General features: G+C 71.6%; 13 protein-coding genes. 6 read left to right on the top strand and 7 right to left on the bottom strand.

What is annotated here, in order from left to right:
* Positions 1–25 precede the first annotated feature (25 nt).
* Positions 26–1,321 carry a diaminopimelate decarboxylase gene (gene lysA, locus AB0F56_RS16375; RefSeq protein ID WP_362009409.1) on the top strand — a complete coding sequence of 432 codons (1,296 nt, stop codon included), beginning with the start codon at positions 26–28 and terminating at the stop codon, positions 1,319–1,321.
* 31 nt (positions 1,322–1,352) lie between these two features.
* Here the strand turns inward: lysA and AB0F56_RS16370 are convergent, their stop codons facing one another.
* A complete protein-coding gene (locus AB0F56_RS16370) occupies positions 1,353–2,729 on the bottom strand; it encodes a pyridoxal-dependent decarboxylase (RefSeq protein ID WP_362009406.1) in 1,377 nt (458 codons plus the stop codon).
* Between the two features lie 190 nt (positions 2,730–2,919).
* Between AB0F56_RS16370 and AB0F56_RS16365 the strand changes: the two genes are divergently transcribed.
* A complete protein-coding gene (locus AB0F56_RS16365) occupies positions 2,920–3,510 on the top strand; it encodes a snapalysin family zinc-dependent metalloprotease (protein WP_362009404.1) in 591 nt (196 codons plus the stop codon).
* Between the two features lie 96 nt (positions 3,511–3,606).
* On the opposite strand, the gene AB0F56_RS16360 is transcribed toward AB0F56_RS16365, so the two are convergent.
* From AB0F56_RS16360 to AB0F56_RS16335, 6 genes are all read right to left on the bottom strand, one after another.
* On the bottom strand, positions 3,607–4,236 hold the full coding sequence (locus AB0F56_RS16360; RefSeq protein WP_362009401.1) for a trimeric intracellular cation channel family protein: 630 nt from the start codon (positions 4,234–4,236) through the stop codon (positions 3,607–3,609).
* Positions 4,237–4,415: 179 nt separating this feature from the next.
* Positions 4,416–6,332, bottom strand: a complete 1,917-nt coding sequence (locus AB0F56_RS16355) for a DUF2264 domain-containing protein (protein WP_362009399.1) — start codon at positions 6,330–6,332, stop codon at positions 4,416–4,418.
* 17 nt (positions 6,333–6,349) lie between these two features.
* Positions 6,350–8,794 (bottom strand): polysaccharide lyase 8 family protein, encoded by a 2,445-nt coding sequence (locus tag AB0F56_RS16350; protein ID WP_362009396.1) that lies wholly within the window; start codon positions 8,792–8,794, stop codon positions 6,350–6,352.
* Positions 8,795–8,816: 22 nt separating this feature from the next.
* Positions 8,817–10,151, bottom strand: coding sequence for a M60 family metallopeptidase (locus tag AB0F56_RS16345; protein WP_362009393.1), 1,335 nt, complete (start codon positions 10,149–10,151; stop codon positions 8,817–8,819).
* A 125-nt stretch (positions 10,152–10,276) separates the two neighbouring features.
* A complete protein-coding gene (locus tag AB0F56_RS16340) occupies positions 10,277–11,389 on the bottom strand; it encodes a LacI family DNA-binding transcriptional regulator (RefSeq protein ID WP_362009390.1) in 1,113 nt (370 codons plus the stop codon).
* A complete protein-coding gene (locus tag AB0F56_RS16335) occupies positions 11,386–12,456 on the bottom strand; it encodes a hydroxyacid dehydrogenase (RefSeq protein WP_362009387.1) in 1,071 nt (356 codons plus the stop codon). Before AB0F56_RS16335 ends, AB0F56_RS16340 begins: the two co-directional genes overlap by 4 nt.
* 173 nt (positions 12,457–12,629) lie before the next feature.
* Here AB0F56_RS16335 and AB0F56_RS16330 point away from each other — a divergent pair, with 173 nt between their 5' ends.
* The 4 genes from AB0F56_RS16330 (at position 12,630) to AB0F56_RS16315 (ending at position 17,768) form a co-directional block, all read left to right on the top strand.
* Positions 12,630–13,586 carry an ABC transporter permease subunit gene (locus AB0F56_RS16330; RefSeq protein WP_362009384.1) on the top strand — a complete coding sequence of 319 codons (957 nt, stop codon included), beginning with the start codon at positions 12,630–12,632 and terminating at the stop codon, positions 13,584–13,586.
* 121 nt (positions 13,587–13,707) lie between these two features.
* Complete coding sequence (locus tag AB0F56_RS16325; RefSeq protein WP_362009382.1) at positions 13,708–14,568, top strand: carbohydrate ABC transporter permease; 861 nt, start codon at positions 13,708–13,710, stop codon at positions 14,566–14,568.
* Positions 14,569–14,625: 57 nt separating this feature from the next.
* Positions 14,626–16,320 (top strand): extracellular solute-binding protein, encoded by a 1,695-nt coding sequence (locus AB0F56_RS16320; protein WP_362009379.1) that lies wholly within the window; start codon positions 14,626–14,628, stop codon positions 16,318–16,320.
* The gene (locus AB0F56_RS16315; protein ID WP_362009376.1) at positions 16,317–17,768 is read left to right on the top strand and encodes a M1 family metallopeptidase; all 1,452 of its coding nucleotides are present in this window, start codon (positions 16,317–16,319) and stop codon (positions 17,766–17,768) included. Before AB0F56_RS16320 ends, AB0F56_RS16315 begins: the two co-directional genes overlap by 4 nt.
* Positions 17,769–17,792 lie beyond the last annotated feature (24 nt).

Genomic DNA, 17,792 nt, shown 5'->3' with positions numbered 1-17,792 from the left:
CCGACGACGATGGGAACCCTCGCTGATGAACGTGCCCGCACCCTCGCCCGCCTCCGCCGCCGACCTCGTCTCCCTCTTCCCGCAGGGCTCCCACCTGGATGAAGAGGGTCACCTGGTGATCGGCGGGTGCCGCGCGAGCGACCTCGCGGATGAGTTCGGCACCCCGGCCGTCGTGGTCGACGAGAACGCGCTGCGCGCGCGGGCGCGCCAGTACGTGCGGGCGCTCGCCGAGCATTGGCCGAACAGCCAAGCCGTCTTCGCCTCGAAGTCCTTCCCCTGTACGGCCGTGGTCCGCACCCTCGTCGAGGAGGGCCTCGGGGTCGACGTGGCCGGCGGCGGTGAACTCGTCGCGGCGCTCGCGGCCGGCGTCGACCCCGCGCAGCTCGTCGTGCACGGCAACGCCAAGACCGACGAGGAACTGGCGATGGCGGTGGAGGCCGGCGCCGGGACGATCGTCGTGGACAACTTCCACGACATCGACCGCCTGGAACGCCTCGTCGGCGACAGCGGGCAGCGGGTCCTGCTGCGGGTCATCCCCGAGGTCGACGCGGACACGCACGAGGCGATGGCGACCGGACAGCGCGGTTCGAAGTTCGGCCTCTCCGTCCCCGACGCGGTGCGCGCCGCCGAACGGCTGCGCGCGAGCGACCGGCTCCGCCTCGACGGACTGCACGTCCACGTGGGCTCGCAGCTGCTCGACACCGAGCCGTTCCAGCGCGCCGTCGAAGCGCTGGCCCGGCTCGACGAGCTCGGCGAGCACGCGGTGTACGACCTCGGCGGCGGCCTGGGCGTCCGCTACACCTACGACGACCGCCCCCCGACCGTCGAGGAGTACGTCCGCACCCTGACCGACAGCGCCCGCAAGCACCTCCCGGCCGGCGCCCGTCTCGTCATCGAGCCGGGCCGCTCCCTCGTGGCCGAGGCCGCGACGACCCTGTACCGCGTGGTCACGGTGAAGCCGGGCGAGCGTACGCTGGTCGCCGTCGACGGAGGCATGGCGGACAACCTCGAACCCATGCTCTACGGTCAGCGATTCGAGGCCGCCGTCGCCTCGCGGGTGGGCGGCGGGGAACCGTGCGACCTCGTCGGCCGGCACTGCGAGTCGGGCGACACCCTCATCCGCGGCGTCCACCTGCCGGCCCCCGCGGCGGGCGACGTCATCGCCGTCCCGGTCACGGGCGCCTACTGCTACTCGCTCTCCAACAACTACAACGGCGCCCGCCGCCCACCGGTCGTCTTCGTCCGGGACGGCCAGGCCCGCAAGGTGGTCCGCCGCGAGACCTTCGAGGACCTCCTGCGCCGCGATGTGCCCGAGGCCTGACCCTCCGGGTGCGGTGGTCGGTCGGCGTCGGTCAGTCGGCGGCGGCCGCACGCCGGATCGCTTCCAGCGTGCGCCGTACGTCCTCGTCGGTGGTCGACCAGTTGCTCACCGAGATGCGCATGACGCGTCGGCCGTGCCAGGTGGAGCCGCTGATCCACGCCGTGCCGTCGTCGAGCAGCCGGGCCAGGACCCGGTCCGTACGGGCGTCGCCGCCGAACTCGGCGCAGACCTGCGTGAACGCGACCTCGTTGAGCACCGTGGCGCCGTCGATGTCGGCGATGCCGGCCGCAAACGCGGAGGCGTGACGGCACAGCCGTTCGACGAGGTCGGCCACCCCCGACCGGCCCAGGGACCTGAACGCTGCCCACACGGTGAACGCCCGGCCGCGCCGCGACAGTTCGGGAACCTTGTCGATGGGGTCGCCGTGCTCGTGCTGGATGAGGTAGTCGCCCTGCTCGCCCATCGCCGCCCGGAGCGCCGAGGGATCGCGCACGATCGCGAGTCCGCAGTCGTACGGGACGTTCAGCGTCTTGTGGGCGTCCGTCGCCCAGGAGTCCGCGTCCGCGCAGCCCGCCGTCAGGTGGGCGTACCGCGGTGAGGCGGCCGCCCACAGCCCGAACGCGCCGTCGACATGCACCCAGGCGCCCGCCTCGCGCGCGATGCCGACGCACTCCGCGAAGGGGTCGAAGGCGCCGGAATGGATGTCACCGGCCTGGAGGACGACGATCGTGGGGGAAGGACCCTGCTGCCTGCCATCGCCCAGCGCCCGCCGCAACGCGTCGGGCTCAAGGCGTCCTTGACCGTCGGCCCGCACCAACTCGGGCTTTCCGAGCCCGAGATAGCGCAGAGCCAGATCGATGGCCATGTGCCGGGACTCGCCGGCGACGACCCGTACGGCAGGGCCACCCGCGAGGCCGTCGCGGGCGACGTTCCAGCCGGCGTCCCGCAGTACCGCGTCCCGACCGGCGGCGAGGCACGTGAAGTTCGCCATCGTGGCGCCCGTGGTGAAGCCGACGGAGCTGTCGCCCGGCAGGCCGAGCAGATCGAGCAGCCAGGCACCGGCGATCTCCTCCACCGCCGTGTACGCGGGCGTCACCGTACGCATCACACAGTTCTGGTCCCAGGCGCTGACCAGCCAGTCGGCGGCGAGGGCGGCGGGCTCGGTGCCGCCGACCACGAAGCCGTAGAAGCGTCCGCTGGGGAACGCGGTGAGCCCGGGCTCGCAGGCCGTGGCCAGCAGGTCGACGACCTCGGCGGGCGGGCTGGCGCCGGCGGGCAGTTCGTCGCCGAGCGCGCGCACGATCTCGTCGACCGAGGCACGGGCGGGCACCTCGCGGTCGGGCAGACTCGCCAGCCACCGGACCGCATGCGCGTACGCCTGTTGGAGCGCCACCTCGCGCGCGTCCATACCTCGGACTATGCGACCGTCGCGGGCGCACGGCAAGCGGTGGACGCGAGCGAAGTGAATGACAGGTGCATGGCGACCACGGCTCGGGGGCATGACGTCGAATGGCCCCGGAGCGCCGACCGTCCGGAGCAGCTCTTCCCGCACTCTCGGTCCCGCCAGGTACCGAGCCCCCACGAGTGAAGGAGAAGCAATGCCGCTCTGCACATGGCTGAAGGCGGGCACGGTGACCGCGTCGGTCATCCTCGCCACGACCACCGCTGCCTACGCAGCGCCCACCTCCTTGTCCGCGCCCGAGCCGTCGGCGCCGAGCGCGTCGGCCGTGGTGACCCTTCGCTACGACGACAGTCGGGCCGGTGGCTGGGAGGCCGCCATCGCGGCCGGAGTCGCCTCCTGGAACGCGAGCGTCGCCAACGTCGAGCTGGTCGAGGCCGCGCCGGGCACCCGGGCCGAGATCGTGATCGTCGCCACCAGCGGCTGGCCCCAGGCCACCCTCGGCCCGGTCCGTCCGGGTCGGCAGGTCCGTGTCGAACTCGGCAGCCAGGCCGTGACCCAGGGCTACGACAAGACCCGCATCGCCGCCCACGAACTCGGCCACAGCCTGGGCCTCCCCGACACCAAACCGGGCCCGTGCTCGCAGCTCATGTCCGGTTCGAGCGCCGGCACGGCGTGCACGAACGCGGTCCCGAACGCGACGGAGCGGGCCCGGGTGGAGTCCGCCTACGCCAACGGCGCCGCCGCCCGCGTTCCCACCGACGGCCGCGTCCTCGTGGACATGCCCTGACCGACTGACCGACTGACCGACTGACCGACTGACCGACTGACCGTCTGACCGACCGACCGACTGACCGGGCCGCAGGGACGTTCGAGCGATCAACGATCAACGATCGGCATCGGCGTCCCTGACGGCCGGCCGCAACGTCGGCAGGTTCAGTCCCCGGAAGATCGCCGCCAGGCGCAGGACGAACACGAGCGCGGCAGCCGTCAACGTGGTCGTCGTGGCCCCTGCTCCGGTCGATTCCAGTACGAGGTAACAGACGGCCCCCGCCAGTGCGGCGGTCGCGTACACCTCCTCGCGGAGCAGAAGCGGAGGGGACTGTCCGCACAGCACGTCACGGACGACTTCACCGGTGACGCCCGTCAGCACCGCAAGGATGATCACCGCGAGGGGAGTCACGTGCGCGTCCACCGCGGCCTTGGCCCCGATGACGGTCACCACCGCGAGCCCGATCGCGTCGACGATCATCAGCGCGCGGTGCGGCACCTCCCAGTGGCGCAGATAGATCATCGTCGTGACGGCGACCGTGCCGATGACGGCGAGCAGCACCCAGTCGTGCGTCCAGTAGAGCGGGTGCCGGTCCAGGATCAGATCGCGCAGCGTCCCGCCCGAGACCGAGGCGGCGAGAGCGAGCACGAGGCCGCCGAAGGGGTCGAGGCGGGCGCGGTGGGCGGCGAGCACGCCGCTGACGGCGAAGGAGGAGACCCCCACCAGGTACAGGATCCTCAGCATGGACGTCCTTCAGGCGCGAAGGGGGCGGCGGCGCGACGCGGCGCCCGCCGCGAGAGGGCACGAGGCACCGCACCGTGCCTCCCTTCCATGGTCGGCACCCCGAACGGCCCAGAGCCGTGACCTTCGTCGTCGCCGGTGTTGACGAAGGTGACGGTGGAGCGTCCAGGAGATCCAACCCCTCAGATCGTCAGCGTCTCGCCCTCCGGGAACGTGACCTCCACAGTGCCGTCGTCCCGGACCGCGCACGTGATCGTCGTACGGAGGGCTTCCGGATGGACGGAGTCGCGGGTCAGCCCCACCAGGGAGACGTGGACGCTCGGGCCTTCGGACGTACCGGTCCTCCCGCGCAGGACGGGAGTCGCCGAGTACGGGCCGAAGGCGTTGGACTCCACCTCCTCCGCGATCGCGGTCTCCTCGTCCCACCCGTAGAGACCCACCATCACGCTGGTCAGGCCGCTCTCCGTGCGGGTCAGGGCCCAGCCGGGGCCCCGCGCGGACTCGGGGCGTGTGCCGTCCGCGACCGCGTATCCGCCCTCGCGGACCGCGATGCCCGCGGGAGCCCGTACGCGGTGCACGCGCAGCTCCCAGGGGCCGTGCAGCACGCTCGTCGACTCGACAGGGAACGGTTCCTCGCGGCCCGGGACGTGGGCGTCGTGGCGGGAGGAGGCGCGGCGGCCCTCGCAGGTGAGGGGGTGGATGCGCAGTCGGCGTGACGGGGTGCCGTCGGGGGCGAGGAGCGCCAGGTGGCTGTCCGTGGTGCGGGCCCAGGCGTGCGGCGCGGACTCGGGCGCGGTGGCCGTGGAGTAGGCGAGCTTGGCGTAGTGCGGGTCGTCCGTGGCGGGGCCCTCGGGCGGATTGTGGTCGCTGCCGTGGTTGACCAGCCGGACGATGCCGTCGTGCGGGGTGCCGTGCAGCAGCCAGCCGGGGGCCGGCAACGTCGTGTACTGCACGGACCGCTCGACGGGCAGGGGTAGTTCGCGTTCCGTCCACACCGGGTGGTCGGCCGGGAGGAGCAGCCCCAGGAACCCCTTGCTCGCCCAGTACGGCGACGCGGGCCCGGAGTACGGCTGGGTCGCCGGCAGGAACGTGTCGTACCAGCCCAGCGGCAGGAGCCCCCGCCGGTCCGGAGCGCCGCGCTCCACGAAGTGCCGGGCCACGCCCGATGCCAGCCGTCTGGTCAGGCCCGGGGCGAGCGGGGTGCAGTCGGCGAGCGCCCCCATCCAGACGGGCGCGGTCGTCGCGAAGCGGTACGCCAGCGAGCGTCCCTGGTGGACGGGCGCGCCGTCCGCGCCGAAGAACTGCGGGTACGTGGCCAGGAACTGCGCCAGGCGGTCGCGGTAGACGGCGGCGCGTCCGCCGCCGTCGCCGTCCGGCCCGGCGATACGGGCCCACATCAGCGGGTACAGATGCATGGCCCAGCCGTTGTAGTAGTCGAAGTTCCGTCCGTCGCCGTCGGTGTACCAGCCGTCGCCGACGTACCAGTCCTCGATGCGGTCGAGGCCGTCGTCGATGTCGCTCCGGCTGTACGGAGCACCCACCGAGGCGAGGAACTGCTCCGACACGACCTGGAACAGCCGCCAGTTGTTGTCCCAGGTGCGGGCGGAGACGAAGCCCGACAGCCAGTCGACGACCCGCTCCTGGACCCGGACGTCCAGCCGGTCCCAGATCCAGGGGCGCGTCTCGTGCAGACCGATCGCGATCGACGCGGCCTCCACCATCTGCTGGGAGCAGTCCGTGAGGACCGGCCAGGCCTCGGCGCTGTCACGGTCCGTGCCCGTTGTCAGACCCTCCGTATACCTTTCGATCAGGTGGGGAGAGACGTCGCCGCCACCGTGCCCGCCCGCGCCCGCGATCCGGAAGGAGGCCAGCAGGAATGTCCGTGCGTACCCTTCGAGGCCGTCCAGGACCACCCCCGACCAACTGGCCCGTCCCGGCAGCCGGTACTGCGCGAAGCCCGGTGTCGCGTACGGGAGCACAGCGTCCAGCTGCCGGTCGGCGAGGGCCTCCCAGTGCGCCCGGGTCCAGCCCGTCAGCGGGGAGCGGACGCGGTCGGTGGGCGGCAGGCGCAGATGCGGTGCGGGGTCGGGTGCGGGCATGGCTGCGGGGTCTCCTCTCAGGAGAGCTCGGCGGTGTGGCTGTGGCCCCGGGAGCCGCCGACCCGCACCGTCAGGACGGGACGCCGGCCGGGGACGACCGTGACGGAGTCGTCGGCGCGCACGACCCGGCGGACCGAGCAGGGAAGCTCCACGGTCAGGGTCTCGGCCGTACGGCCCGGGTCGGCGACCGAGACGGAGACGCCGTCCCGGTGACGGCGCACCAGGATCGTGGCAGGGCCGGAGGAGGTGAGCCCGGCGACGGAACCGGGCTGCCAGAAGTGCGCGGCGAGCAGGCCGTCCCTGCGCGCCTCGATCGCCTGCACGGTCGCGTCGTTGGCCAGGACGCGCACCGGACGCGCGTGGTGCCAGACGCCGGTGGCCACGGCCGACGCTCCCGGGAGCAGGACGTAGGCGTACGAGGCGGCCGTCGGGGAGACGCCGTGGTCGAACCAGAGAGTGGCGTAGCGGCGGGTGACCGGAGTCGTGCTCCCTCCGGTGTCCGCGCCGATGTTCAGCGACCGCCAGCTTCCCGTGCGCTCCTCGCGCAGCGCGCGCACCACCGAGGTGGCCTCCCGGCCGGGGTGGTCGGGGAAGACGTAGCCGCCGACCCCCTCGAGATGGGCCCAGCCCGCGCCCGCGAGGGCCGCGGACCAGCCCTGATCCCGGGGCTGTCGCCGCCCGTCGACCCGCAGGTCCGGGACGCCGTCGGCGTGCAGGTTGCGGTTCTCGACGATCGTCTCGACCGTGCGCCCGTCGCTCGCCGTGATGTCCGCGCCGAGCGCCACGACCGCGTTGTCGAGGAAGAACCACGCCTTCTTGGCGCGCAGGGAGCTGCCGTCCGCGATCAGCTCCATCGCCGCGGCCCCGTAGCGGCCGCCGAGCGCGGCGCCGCCCGCGACCGTGTTGGCGGGCCGGAAGGTGCCCGTCCCGCCGCCGGTGCCGATGTCCGCGCGCGGCCGGGTGTCCACCGTCGTTCCCGGCAGCCGGTAGGGATCGACCGTGGGCCAGAAGGCGTCGCCGAAGGCGTCGAGGTCGTCCCCGTCGTACAGGTACGTCATGCCGTCGCCGGTGTACCAGGCGTGCAGGTTCTCGCCGTTGCCCGCCTCGTAAGCGGCGATCCGCCGCGACGACAGGGCCAGCGCCAACGCCCAGCCGGGCCGCCGGTGGACCACCCGGTCCATGTCCGCGAAGACATGGTGCCCGGTCAGCCGCTCCGCGGGCCGCACCTCCGGATCCGTCAGCAGCGCCTTGGCGCGCGCCAAGGCGGGTATGCCCACGAGGCCGACGTACGGAGTCTCACGGTTGCGCTCGATCCAGCCCCGGGCGACGGAGCGCCACCGCGCGGCGTACGGCTCCGGGGCGCCGGCGGCCAACTGGACGATGTGGCTCACGGTGGTCGCGCCGTCCTGATGGTCCCGGGCGCGCTCCCGGGAGACGGCGCGGCCACGAACGGCGTCCATCATCAGACCGTCGAAGAGAACGGGCGTGAAGGACCGGTCCACCGCCTCGTACAGCACGTCGACGCGCGGGTCGCTCACGGCCCACCCGGACCCGGCGAGCAGGGCGATCAGCTGGCCCGCGCCGCCCAGGAGGACGGAACCGTAGGTCCCGGTGTAGGCGACGGAGCCGTGCTGGACGAACGAGCCGTCGGCGTAGAAGCCGTCGCCCGAGGTGACATGGGCGAAGAGGCTGTTGCGCCCGCCGTCGCGGACGTCGGACAGCCCGTCGCGGGCGAGCGCGACCACGGCCCCGTCCCGGGCGAGCAGACCGCGCAGGGCGACGATGAGCGCCTTGTCGGCGCGGTTGGCCCCGGTCTCGGCGAGCGTCGGGATGTTGGTGCGCCGGTCGGGGTTCGGGACGAACCGGGCGACGGTGGCGAGGTACGCGGCGAGGTCCTCGGCCGGAAGGCGCGCGCGCAGCAGGACGCAGGTGTCCATCAGCGCGCGGGGCGAACCGATCTCCCAGAACCACCAGTTGCCCGACTCGGTGCGGTTCGGGTGGTAGCCGACCGTGTGGAGGAAGCGCAGGCTCGTGACCAGGGTGTCGAGGACGTCGGCGCGTGCGGTGAGGGAGGTTCCGGGCGTGGCCCAGGCGAGTGCGATCGTACGCAGCCGGGGGTAGCTCTGGCCGAACTTGTCCGGGCTGGAGGCGGGGGACAGGTCGGGCCACAGCGCGACCCGGCCCGTCGAGGTGTCCAGGGCCCGCAGCCAGGCGGTGGCCTGAGCGTCCAGGGCGCCGAGCGCCGCCGCGAAGTCGGGGTCGGCGGGGTCGAACGGGCCGCCCGTGAGCTGCTGTTCGGCACGGGCGAGCCACGGCTCGAAGGGGTCGTCCGCCGCCGTGGGTTCGGCCGCGTGCGCGGCCGGGCCGGGGAGCGTGAGTACGGTCGAGGCCGCGAGGGCTCCGACGGCGCCTGCGGCTCCGGCGAGGGAGAGGGCGAGGGTCTGGCGTCTGGTGAGATCCATGATGATCGCGTGGCCCTTCGGTTCAGTCCGTCAGGGTGGCCGGGTCCACGGCCGGGGTGGGCAGCTGGAGGGCGGCGAGGGCCGCCCGGGCCTCGGCGTCGAGGGGGAACGCCCAGGTGTGCGCGAAGAAGTCGGTGAGGTCGTGGCCGGCGACACGGCTGGCGTAGACGGCGAGGTTCCGGTACCTCTTGGCGGTCTCCGAGGGGTCCGACTGGGGGTTCTCCTCCCGGACCAGCCGGTGCATCCGCGGCCAGAAGTCGGCCCCGAACGCGAGCTCCAGCTGCCGCAGCGGCACGAGCTTCTCGTACGCGCCGAAGGACTTCTCGTAGCTGAGGCCCGCCGTACCGAATTTGGCGAGGGCGGACTGGAAGTGGTTCAGGCCGGTGGTGGGGTTCACGGTGAGGAGGTTCGAGGTCTGGCCGAGGGCGCGCTGCACGGCGAGGGAGTAGATGTTCACCGTGACCTCGGTGAGGCCGGCGGGCTTGTACGCCATCTGCTGATGGAGGTGGCCGAGTTCGTGGTAGAGGCCCCAGCCGCGCGTGCGGAGCCCCTCGACGGTGATCGCGCGGTCGAGGTAGGCGCGCGGGAAGCCGTTGTAGCCGTGGGTGGCATAGGCGCCGACGCCCGAGGGGACCACCGACACCTCGGTGAAGTGGAAGCGCCCGGCCTGGCGCCGGTGAACCGGCTTCGATCCGTCGAGACCGCTGACGGCCGCCTCGGCGTCGATGATCGTCTCCAGGAGGCGGAGGAGCGCCGCGTGGTCCTGGTCGCGGTGGAGCAGGGCGCCTTCCCTGGTCAGCGTCATGATCGAGCGGGGGCCGTGGAGTTCGACCACGGGTACGTCGGTGAGCGCGTCGAGCGCGTGCTGGAACTCCGCTTCCCGCGTGTGGCCGAGGCGGAACACCGGCATGGGCGTCGCACCGGAGACGAGGCGGACGCCCGCGCGCTCGCCGTCGCCGGCGAGCGTGAGGTAGACCGGGCCGCCGTACGGGTCGACGACGGTGTGGGTGCCGGGGTAGAGCGGGTAGGAGCGGGGCGCCTTGAGAGTGGCGTGGTAGTAGTCCCACTGGCCGATCCAGAGAGTCGGCACGAGCCCGTCGTACGGCCGTACCTGCACGCGGAGTTCGCGACCTGCGGGCAGGTACCGACCGGTGGGCTGGAACTCGCTCGCCCGCAGTGCCTGCCCGAGGCGCAGGCGCTCGGCCTCGGCGGTCGGTCGGCCGACAGCGGTGACGGAGCAGCCGCCGGCCGCGTAGGCAGGGCCTCCGGTACCGAGCGTGAGAGCGGCGCCCGTGAGCGCGGCCGCGCCGAGGAACGTACGGCGGGAGGGGGACGGGGGCGGGGAGGAGGGGCGCATCGCGGGCTCCTGGGGCAGGGAGGCGGTGGTGTGCTGCTGCTGATGGTGCGGTGATGCGGCGCCAGCATGTAAGCGCTTGCTATGAAGTTGCAAGGGGTCCCGGGGAGTTACTACCTGTTTCTATGTCACCGGCGTGGCGCGGCCACGGAGTCGCGCACCACGATGTGCGTCCCCAGACGCAGCCGGCCCGTGGTCGGTGCGCGCCAGTCGTCTTCGTCGCCGCCGTTGAGGGCGACGCGTACGGCCTGACGGCCCATCTCCTCCAGGGGCACCCGCACCGTCGTGAGCCGGGGCCGCATCTCCTGGGCCACGGGTACGTCGTCGTAGCCGACCAGGGAGACGTCCTGGGGCACCCGTACCCCCGCCTCCTCCATGGCCTGCAGCGCGCCCGCCGCCACGATGTCGTTGGCGGCGAAGACGGCGGTGAAGTCCAGGCCCTCTCTGAGGAGTTCGGTCATCCGGCGGTAGCCGAAGGACCGGCTGAACGCACCCGGTTGCTCCAGCTCCGGGGCGTGCTCGACGCCCCGCAGTTCCAGGGCGCGGCGATGGCCGGCGAGCCGGTCGATGGTGGTGGAGAGGCCGACGGGCCCACCGAGATACAGGATGCGCTCGTGCCCCTGGGCGACGAGGTGGTCGGTGATGGCGAAGGCGCCGCCCTCGTTGTCGTACTCGACGCCCACCGTGGGGTCGTTCTCGCCCAGGGAAGGCCGTCCGCACAGCACGAGCTTCGCGCCGCCCGCGTCCAGCTCGTGTGCCCTGCGGGCCAGTTCGGACTGGTAGGCCCGGTCGGCGTAGCTGCCGCCGACGAGTACCACCGCGTCGGCGCGGCGCTCGAGCATGAGCTCGATGAAGGCGAGCTCGCGCTGTGGGTCGCCCTGGGTGCAGCAGACCAGGCACAGCCGGTCCCCGGCGGTCGCCTCGCGTTCGACGCCCCGGGCGATGTAGGCGTAGAAGGGGTCGACCACGTCGTTGACGATGATGCCGACCGTACGGCCCGAGGCTCCGGCCAGCGCCCGCGCGTGGGCGTTGACCACATAGCCGAGTTCCCGCATGGCCGCCTCGACGCGCTCGCGGGTGGCCGTGGCGACCGGGTAGTTCTGGTTCATCACGCGGGAGACCGTCGCCGTCGACACCCCCGCGTGACGGGCCACGTCGACGACGGTCGCCCGCCGCTGCCCGCCGACACCGGGACCGGCGCCTGGGGTGGTGCCCGGAGTCGTTCCCGTGGGCCCGTTCATGCGATGCGCTCCAGGTCTTCGAGGAGTACGGGGTGGTTGAGCGGGACCCCGCGCGCGAAGCGGGCCAGTTCGTCGACGGCGAGCGCCCCGAGGCTGCCCACCTCGTTGCCCTGCGCGCCGGCCAGGTGCGGGGTGAGGAAGGCGTTGGGCAGCTCCCACAGCGGATGGTCGACGGGCAGGGGTTCCGGGTCGGTCACGTCGAGGACGACGTCGATGCGCCCCTCGGCCACATGGGCGGTGAGGGCCTCGGTGTCGACGAGCGGGCCCCGCGCGGTGTTGACCAGGAGCGTGCCGGGCCGCATCAGGTCCAGGCGCCGCGCGTCGAGCAGATGCCGGGTCGCGTCCGTGGCGGGTGCGTGCAGGGTGACGACGTCGCTGGTGGCGACGAGGGTGTCGAGGTCGGTGAGGGTCGTACCGAGCCGCTCGGCCTCCGCCGCGTCGACGTACGGGTCGTACAGCAGGATCTCGGCGTCGATGGAGCGCAGCAGCTGGATGACGCGGCGCCCGATGCGCGACGCGCCGACCACACCCACGGTGATGCCGTGCGTGCCGAGCCAGCGGAACCGGTCGAGGTCGGAGGCGGTGCGGTGCGAGCGGCGGTCGCGGTAGAGCTGGGCGAGCGGGAAGGCGCGCTTGGCGCCCAGGATGATCGCGGCGAGCGTGAACTCGGCGACCGGCACGGCGTTGGCCGCGGCCGCGGAGGAGACCGTGATCCCCCGCTCGTACGCCGCGCGATCGAGGAACGTCTTCACGGTGCCGGCCGAGTGGATCACCGCTTCGAGGCGCGGCGCCCGGTCGAGGACCGTGGCGTCGATGCGGGGACAGCCCCAGCCGGTCAGCAGCACCTCGCATTCGGCGAGGGCGGCGACAGCCCGACGGCTGGTGAATTCCTTGAGGAGGTAGGGGGGTTGGATGTTCGCGATCTCCTCGAGGCGGGCGCGGACGGCCGGCGGGAAGACGTCGTCGAGGAACGCGACATCCATCGCCAGGACCGTACGGGGCCGCCTCGGGGGCGGTGTGGCGTCGAGGGGGCCGGTGGGTACCGGCGCCTCATCAGTGGTTCGCACCCTGCCTCCGGACAGTAAGCGTGTTCTATGAGGTGACCGAACGCTAAGGACTGCGCGAGGGAGCGTCAAGCAGGCGGCTCTCATCGGCAGGCCGCGTCAGGCGGCATCAAGCCACATCGGCGTGGGTCGGATCCCTTGACGCCCGGGGTAAGCGGTTACTACGTTGCCGCCTCATGGCAGACACAACGCCCTCTCCACCCCTCGCCGTGCACCGTCTCTCCCTGCGGCAACGGCTCAAGCGGGACAAGGTGATGCTGCTGCTGACCCTGCCGGGACTGCTGTACTTCGTGGTGTTCCACTACGTGCCGCTGCTCGGCTACGTTGTGGCGTTCCAGGACTACCAGCCGTACCTGGGCTACACGCAGAGCGCATGGGTCGGCTTCGCCAACTTCTCCTCCGCCTTCGCCGATCCGGCGTTCTGGTCGGCCACCGGCAACACCCTGAAGATCGCCCTCGTGCAACTGGTGTTCTTCTTCCCCGTGCCGGTCGGACTCGCGCTGTTGCTCAACAGCATCGTGAGCGACAAGGTCCGGCGGTTCGTGCAGAACGTCGTCTACCTGCCGCATTTCATCGGCTGGGTCATCATCGTCTCGATCTTCCAGCAGATCCTGGGCGGCGCGGGCGTCGTCCCGGACCTTCTCGGCCAACTCGGCCTGCCCCGCTACGACATGACGACCGATCCCGGCGCCTTCCCCTGGCTGCTCGCCCTTCAGGTGATGTGGAAGGACGCGGGATGGGGCACCATCATCATCCTCGCCGCCCTGCTCAACATCGACCGCGGCCTCTACGAGGCATCCGCGATCGACGGCGCGGGCCGGCTCCGCCGGCTCTGGCACGTCACCCTGCCGGGCATATCACCGGTCATCATCCTGCTGCTCATCCTCAACCTCGGTCAGATCCTCTCCGTCGGCTTCGAGCAGATCCTGCTCCAGCGCGACGCGGTCGGCCCCGGTGCCGGTGAAGTCCTCGACACCTACGTCTACTTCCACGGCATCAAGGACAACGACTGGGGCACCTCGGCCGCCGTCGGTCTCGTCAAGGCGGTCATCGGCACCGTCCTCGTCCTCGGCGCGAACAAGTTCGCGCACCGGCTCGGCCACGAAGGGGTGTACCGAGGTGCTGACCGCTGACTCACAGAAGACCAGGCAGGAGCCCACGGCCGGCAGCGCCTCGAATGGCGACAGGGCGCCCGTCCGGACGGCGGGCCCGGCTTCCGCCTCGTCGGCGGCCTCCGGCGGACGGCCCCCGTGGATGGAGAAGCCCACCCGCCTCGGCCTCCTCCTCAAGGGGGTGGTGCTGGTCCTGGTCGTGTCGGCGGTCGCCTACCCGCTGCTGGGGGTGATCGGTACGAGCTTCGCCTCGCAGACGGACATCATCAGGAGCCCGGGCCTGGTCCTGTGGCCCGACCACCCCACCCTGGAGGCGTACCGCACGGTCCTCAGCGGCGGGGTCGTCACCCGCGCACTCCTCACCAGTCTCGTCGTCACGCTCGTCGGTACGGCGTGCAGCCTGCTGGCCACCATCGGCATGGCCTACGGACTCTCCCGCCGCGAAGTGGTCGGCTCGCGATTCATCCTGATGACCGCCCTGTTCACCATGCTCTTCGACCCGGGCATCATCCCCAAGTTCCTCACCGTCAAGGAGCTCGGCCTCTACAACACCTTGGCCGCCCTTGTCCTGCCGACCATGGTCAGCGCCTTCAACCTCGTCGTCCTGCGCTCCTTCTTCATGAACCTGCCCGAGGAGCTGTACGACGCCGCCAAGGTCGACGGCGCGGGGGACTTCCGCACCCTGGTCCGCATCGTTCTGCCGCTCTCGAAGGCCGTCCTCGCCGTCATCGGCCTCTTCTACGCGGTGACGTACTGGAACGCCTTCTTCAACGCGATGCTCTACCTCAACGACGCGGAGAAGTGGCCCCTGGCGATGGTGCTCCGCACCTTCGTCCTGCAGGGCCAGTCCCTGGAAGGCGCCTCGGTCGGCGAGTCCGTCGCCCCTCAACAGGCCGTCCAGATGGCCGTGCTGGTGATCGCCGTCGTCCCGATCCTCTGCGTGTACCCCTTCCTCCAGCGCTACTTCACCAAGGGGGTGCTGACCGGAGCCATCAAGGGCTGAGCCCCGCTCGCCTCCCCGCACGACACACCCATCACCCCTCGCCCCAAGGAGTCGCTCGTGCCGTTCGCCCGTAGATCCGCGTCGCTCGACCGCAGGACCCTCCTGCGCGCCTCCCTCGGCCTCGGCCTGGGACTGGCCGCCGCGCCCCTCCTCTCCGCGTGCGGCGAGGGCGGCGGCACCGCGGGGAAAGCCGTCGCGAAGAGCCGCGGCGCCCTTCCCCGTACGGTCGCCGCGAACTCCGTCACGGCCGACCTGGCGGGTACCACCACCGGTGTCCCGCACGCCTACTTCAGCTACCCCAAGTCCCCGGTCCGCTCCGTCCGGGGCACCCCGTTGAAGGGTGTCCAACCCATCAAGGCCATGACGGAGACCTTCGTACCCCCGGCGCCCGGCCGCGCGCAGAACGCCGCCTGGCAGGCCATCGAGAAGCGGCTCGGCGGACAGGTCGACATCACCGCGGTGCCGGCCGACGACTACGGCACCAAGTTCTCCACGATGGTCGCGAGCGGCGATCTCGCCGACCTCTTCATGTACCCGGAGACGGGCGGTGTCGCCCACAAGGCCGCCTTCTTCGCGTCCCAGTGCGCCGACCTCACCCCCTTCCTCTCCGGCGACCACGTCAGGACCTACCCCAACCTCGCCGCGATCCCGGCCGGCGCCTGGCAGGAGTGCCTGTACGGGGACAAGCTGTACGGCGTCCCCATCACCCGCTACGGAACCTCGGGCGCGGGCTTCTACCGGCACGACCTGTTCCGCGAGGTCGGAGTGGAGAGCCTCGACGCCCTATCGAGCCTCGACCGCTTCCTGGAGGTGTGCAAGGAGCTGACGCGCCCCAAGGAGAAGCGGTACGCCATCGTCGCGGGCGTCACCAACCTGCTCGCGATGTCGGCCGGCGCGCCCTACCAGTGGGCCATGGACAAGAAGACCGGCAAGTTCACCGCGGACCTGGAGACCGACGCGTACCGCCACGCGGTCGAGACGGCCGCCGAGCTGTACAAGGCAGGCTGCTACTACCCCGGCACGCTCCAGATGAGCGGAGCCCAGAAGGCGCAGTACACGGACCTGTTCAAGAACGGCAAGGGCGCGTACGTCTACGACGGCATGCCGCCCTACCTGGCGCCCTCCACCGGCTACGTCGAATCCATGGCCGCCGTCGACAAGAGTTTCGACGTCCGGCCGATGGTGCCGTTCGGCCCCACGGCCGTGGCCTGGTCCGACAACACCACCCTCAGCCAGACGTACATCAAGAAGGCGCCCAAGGAGCGGGTCGAGGCGATCCTGCGCCTGCTCGACTTCATCGCCGCGCCGTTCGGCACCGAGGAGTACACCCTCATCAACTTCGGGGTGGAGGGCACCGACCACACCCGCGACGCCCGCGGCAACCCCGTCCTCACCGCGCGCGGTTCGCTGGAGGTCGGCGTCCCCTGGGGGAAGCTCTCCTCCGGCACCCCGGCGCTCTTCTCCGCCACGAACAAGGACGCCGTGACCCACGCCCACCAGGCGTACACGCGGCTCATCCCCAAACTGGTGCGCGCCGACCACCTCGACTTCACGTCCCCGACCTGGGACTCCGAGGGCAGCGGCAGCCTCGGCACCCTCAAGGGCGACGGCCTGAAGGACATCATCGCCGGACGCAAGTCCATGAAGGACTACGACGCCCTCGTCAAGGACTGGCTGGCCAAGGGCGGCGAGAAGGCACGCGCCGAGTTCGAGGAAGCGGCCCAGCAGAGCACGAAGGAGACCGCCAAGTGACCCGCACCCTGCGCACGGCCGTCCTCACGGCCACCGCTTTCGTCGCCCTCACCCTCTGTGCCGCACCCGGCGCGCGGGCCCAGGACGCGTTCGATCCGAAGCCCGGTGCGGACGGCGCGGGCGACCCGCTGTTCCCGACGCTCGGCAACGGCGGCTACGACGTCCTCCACTACGACCTCTCCTTCGACTTCACCCCCGTCACGTACGACTTCGGCGGCGTGATGAAGATCTACGCGACCGCGACCCAGGACCTGTCCTCCTTCAACCTCGACATCGACTCGCTCGCCGTCGACGAGGTGACGGTGAACGGCAAGGCGGCCACCTGGGCCGTCTCGCTCGGCAAGAGCGGCCAGGAGCTCACGGTCACCCCCGCCCGCGCCCTCCACGACGACCTGCCCTTCGTGGTCACCGTCGCCTACCACGGCAACGGGAAGACGAAGCCGGTCGGTGCGCCCGGCTGGCGGTACATGAGCGACGGCGGCTTCGTCTCCGCCGCCCAGGCGTCCCGCGCCGACACCTTCGCGCCGGTCAACGACACCACCAGGGACAAGGCGACCTGGTCCTTCCACCTCACCGCCCCGGACGGCTGGACGCCGGCCGCCAACGGCACCCTCATCGGCTCCCGGGCCGTCGCCGACCAGAAGACCACCTGGGACTTCGTCCTCGGCTCGCGCATGGCGCCGGAGCTCCTCGGCATCTCCGTGGCGCGGCAGACCATGCTGACCGGAGAAGGGCCGCACGGCATCAGGCTGCGCCACTACGTCCCCGCCGACCAGGTCGCCACGTACCAGCCGATCGTGGAGCAGACCGGCGAACAGATCGAGTGGCTGGAACAGACCCTCGGCGTCCGCTTCCCGTTCTCCACCTACGGGATGCAGATCGTCCGCGACGGCTACGGCGACGCCCTGGAGAACCAGACGCTCTCCCTGTTCGGGCCGGGCTGGTTCAAGAACGCCGCCACCTCACGGACGTACACCAACGTGATGATCCACGAGCTGACCCATCAGTGGTTCGGCGACTCCGTGACCCCGACCACCTGGCAGAGCGCCTGGCTGAACGAGGGCCCGGCGGTGTACTACGCCGCGCTCTGGGCCGACCAGCAGGGCTTCTCCTCGATGGAGGAGAAGATGCGGACGGCGTACGCCAAGCTCGACGCCGTCCGCACAACGGACGGTCCGCCCGGGCTCCCCACCGCGCTCGGCGGCTTCAACATCTACGACGGCGCCGCCGTCACCCTGTACGCGCTCCGGCAGCAGATCGGCCAGGCGGACTTCGACGCCGTCATCACGTCCTGGCTCGTGAAGCACCGCGGCGGCAACGCCGACACCCAGGACTTCATCGACCATGCCGTCGAGGTCACCGACGACCCGACCCTGCGGCCCTTCCTGGAGGACTGGCTCTACAGCACCGAGAACCCGCCCATGCCCGGCCACCCGGACTGGACCTGACACACCGTGAAAGAGAAGGGCCGA

It is taken from the genome of Streptomyces sp. NPDC026092 (assembly GCF_040638605.1).
GTDB lineage: Bacteria > Actinomycetota > Actinomycetes > Streptomycetales > Streptomycetaceae > Streptomyces.
This window is presented reverse-complemented; position numbering and strand designations above follow the sequence as displayed.

Coding starts and splice junctions, on each gene's coding strand:
- AB0F56_RS16370 (WP_362009406.1), bottom strand. CDS start 2,729: ATGGACGCGCGCGAGGTGGCGCTCCAACAGGCGTACGCGCATGCGGTC.
- AB0F56_RS16365 (WP_362009404.1), top strand. CDS start 2,920: ATGCCGCTCTGCACATGGCTGAAGGCGGGCACGGTGACCGCGTCGGTC.
- lysA (WP_362009409.1), top strand. CDS start 26: ATGAACGTGCCCGCACCCTCGCCCGCCTCCGCCGCCGACCTCGTCTCC.
- AB0F56_RS16345 (WP_362009393.1), bottom strand. CDS start 10,151: ATGCGCCCCTCCTCCCCGCCCCCGTCCCCCTCCCGCCGTACGTTCCTC.
- AB0F56_RS16325 (WP_362009382.1), top strand. CDS start 13,708: ATGGAGAAGCCCACCCGCCTCGGCCTCCTCCTCAAGGGGGTGGTGCTG.
- AB0F56_RS16330 (WP_362009384.1), top strand. CDS start 12,630: ATGGCAGACACAACGCCCTCTCCACCCCTCGCCGTGCACCGTCTCTCC.
- AB0F56_RS16355 (WP_362009399.1), bottom strand. CDS start 6,332: ATGCCCGCACCCGACCCCGCACCGCATCTGCGCCTGCCGCCCACCGAC.
- AB0F56_RS16360 (WP_362009401.1), bottom strand. CDS start 4,236: ATGCTGAGGATCCTGTACCTGGTGGGGGTCTCCTCCTTCGCCGTCAGC.
- AB0F56_RS16350 (WP_362009396.1), bottom strand. CDS start 8,794: ATGGATCTCACCAGACGCCAGACCCTCGCCCTCTCCCTCGCCGGAGCC.
- AB0F56_RS16340 (WP_362009390.1), bottom strand. CDS start 11,389: ATGAACGGGCCCACGGGAACGACTCCGGGCACCACCCCAGGCGCCGGT.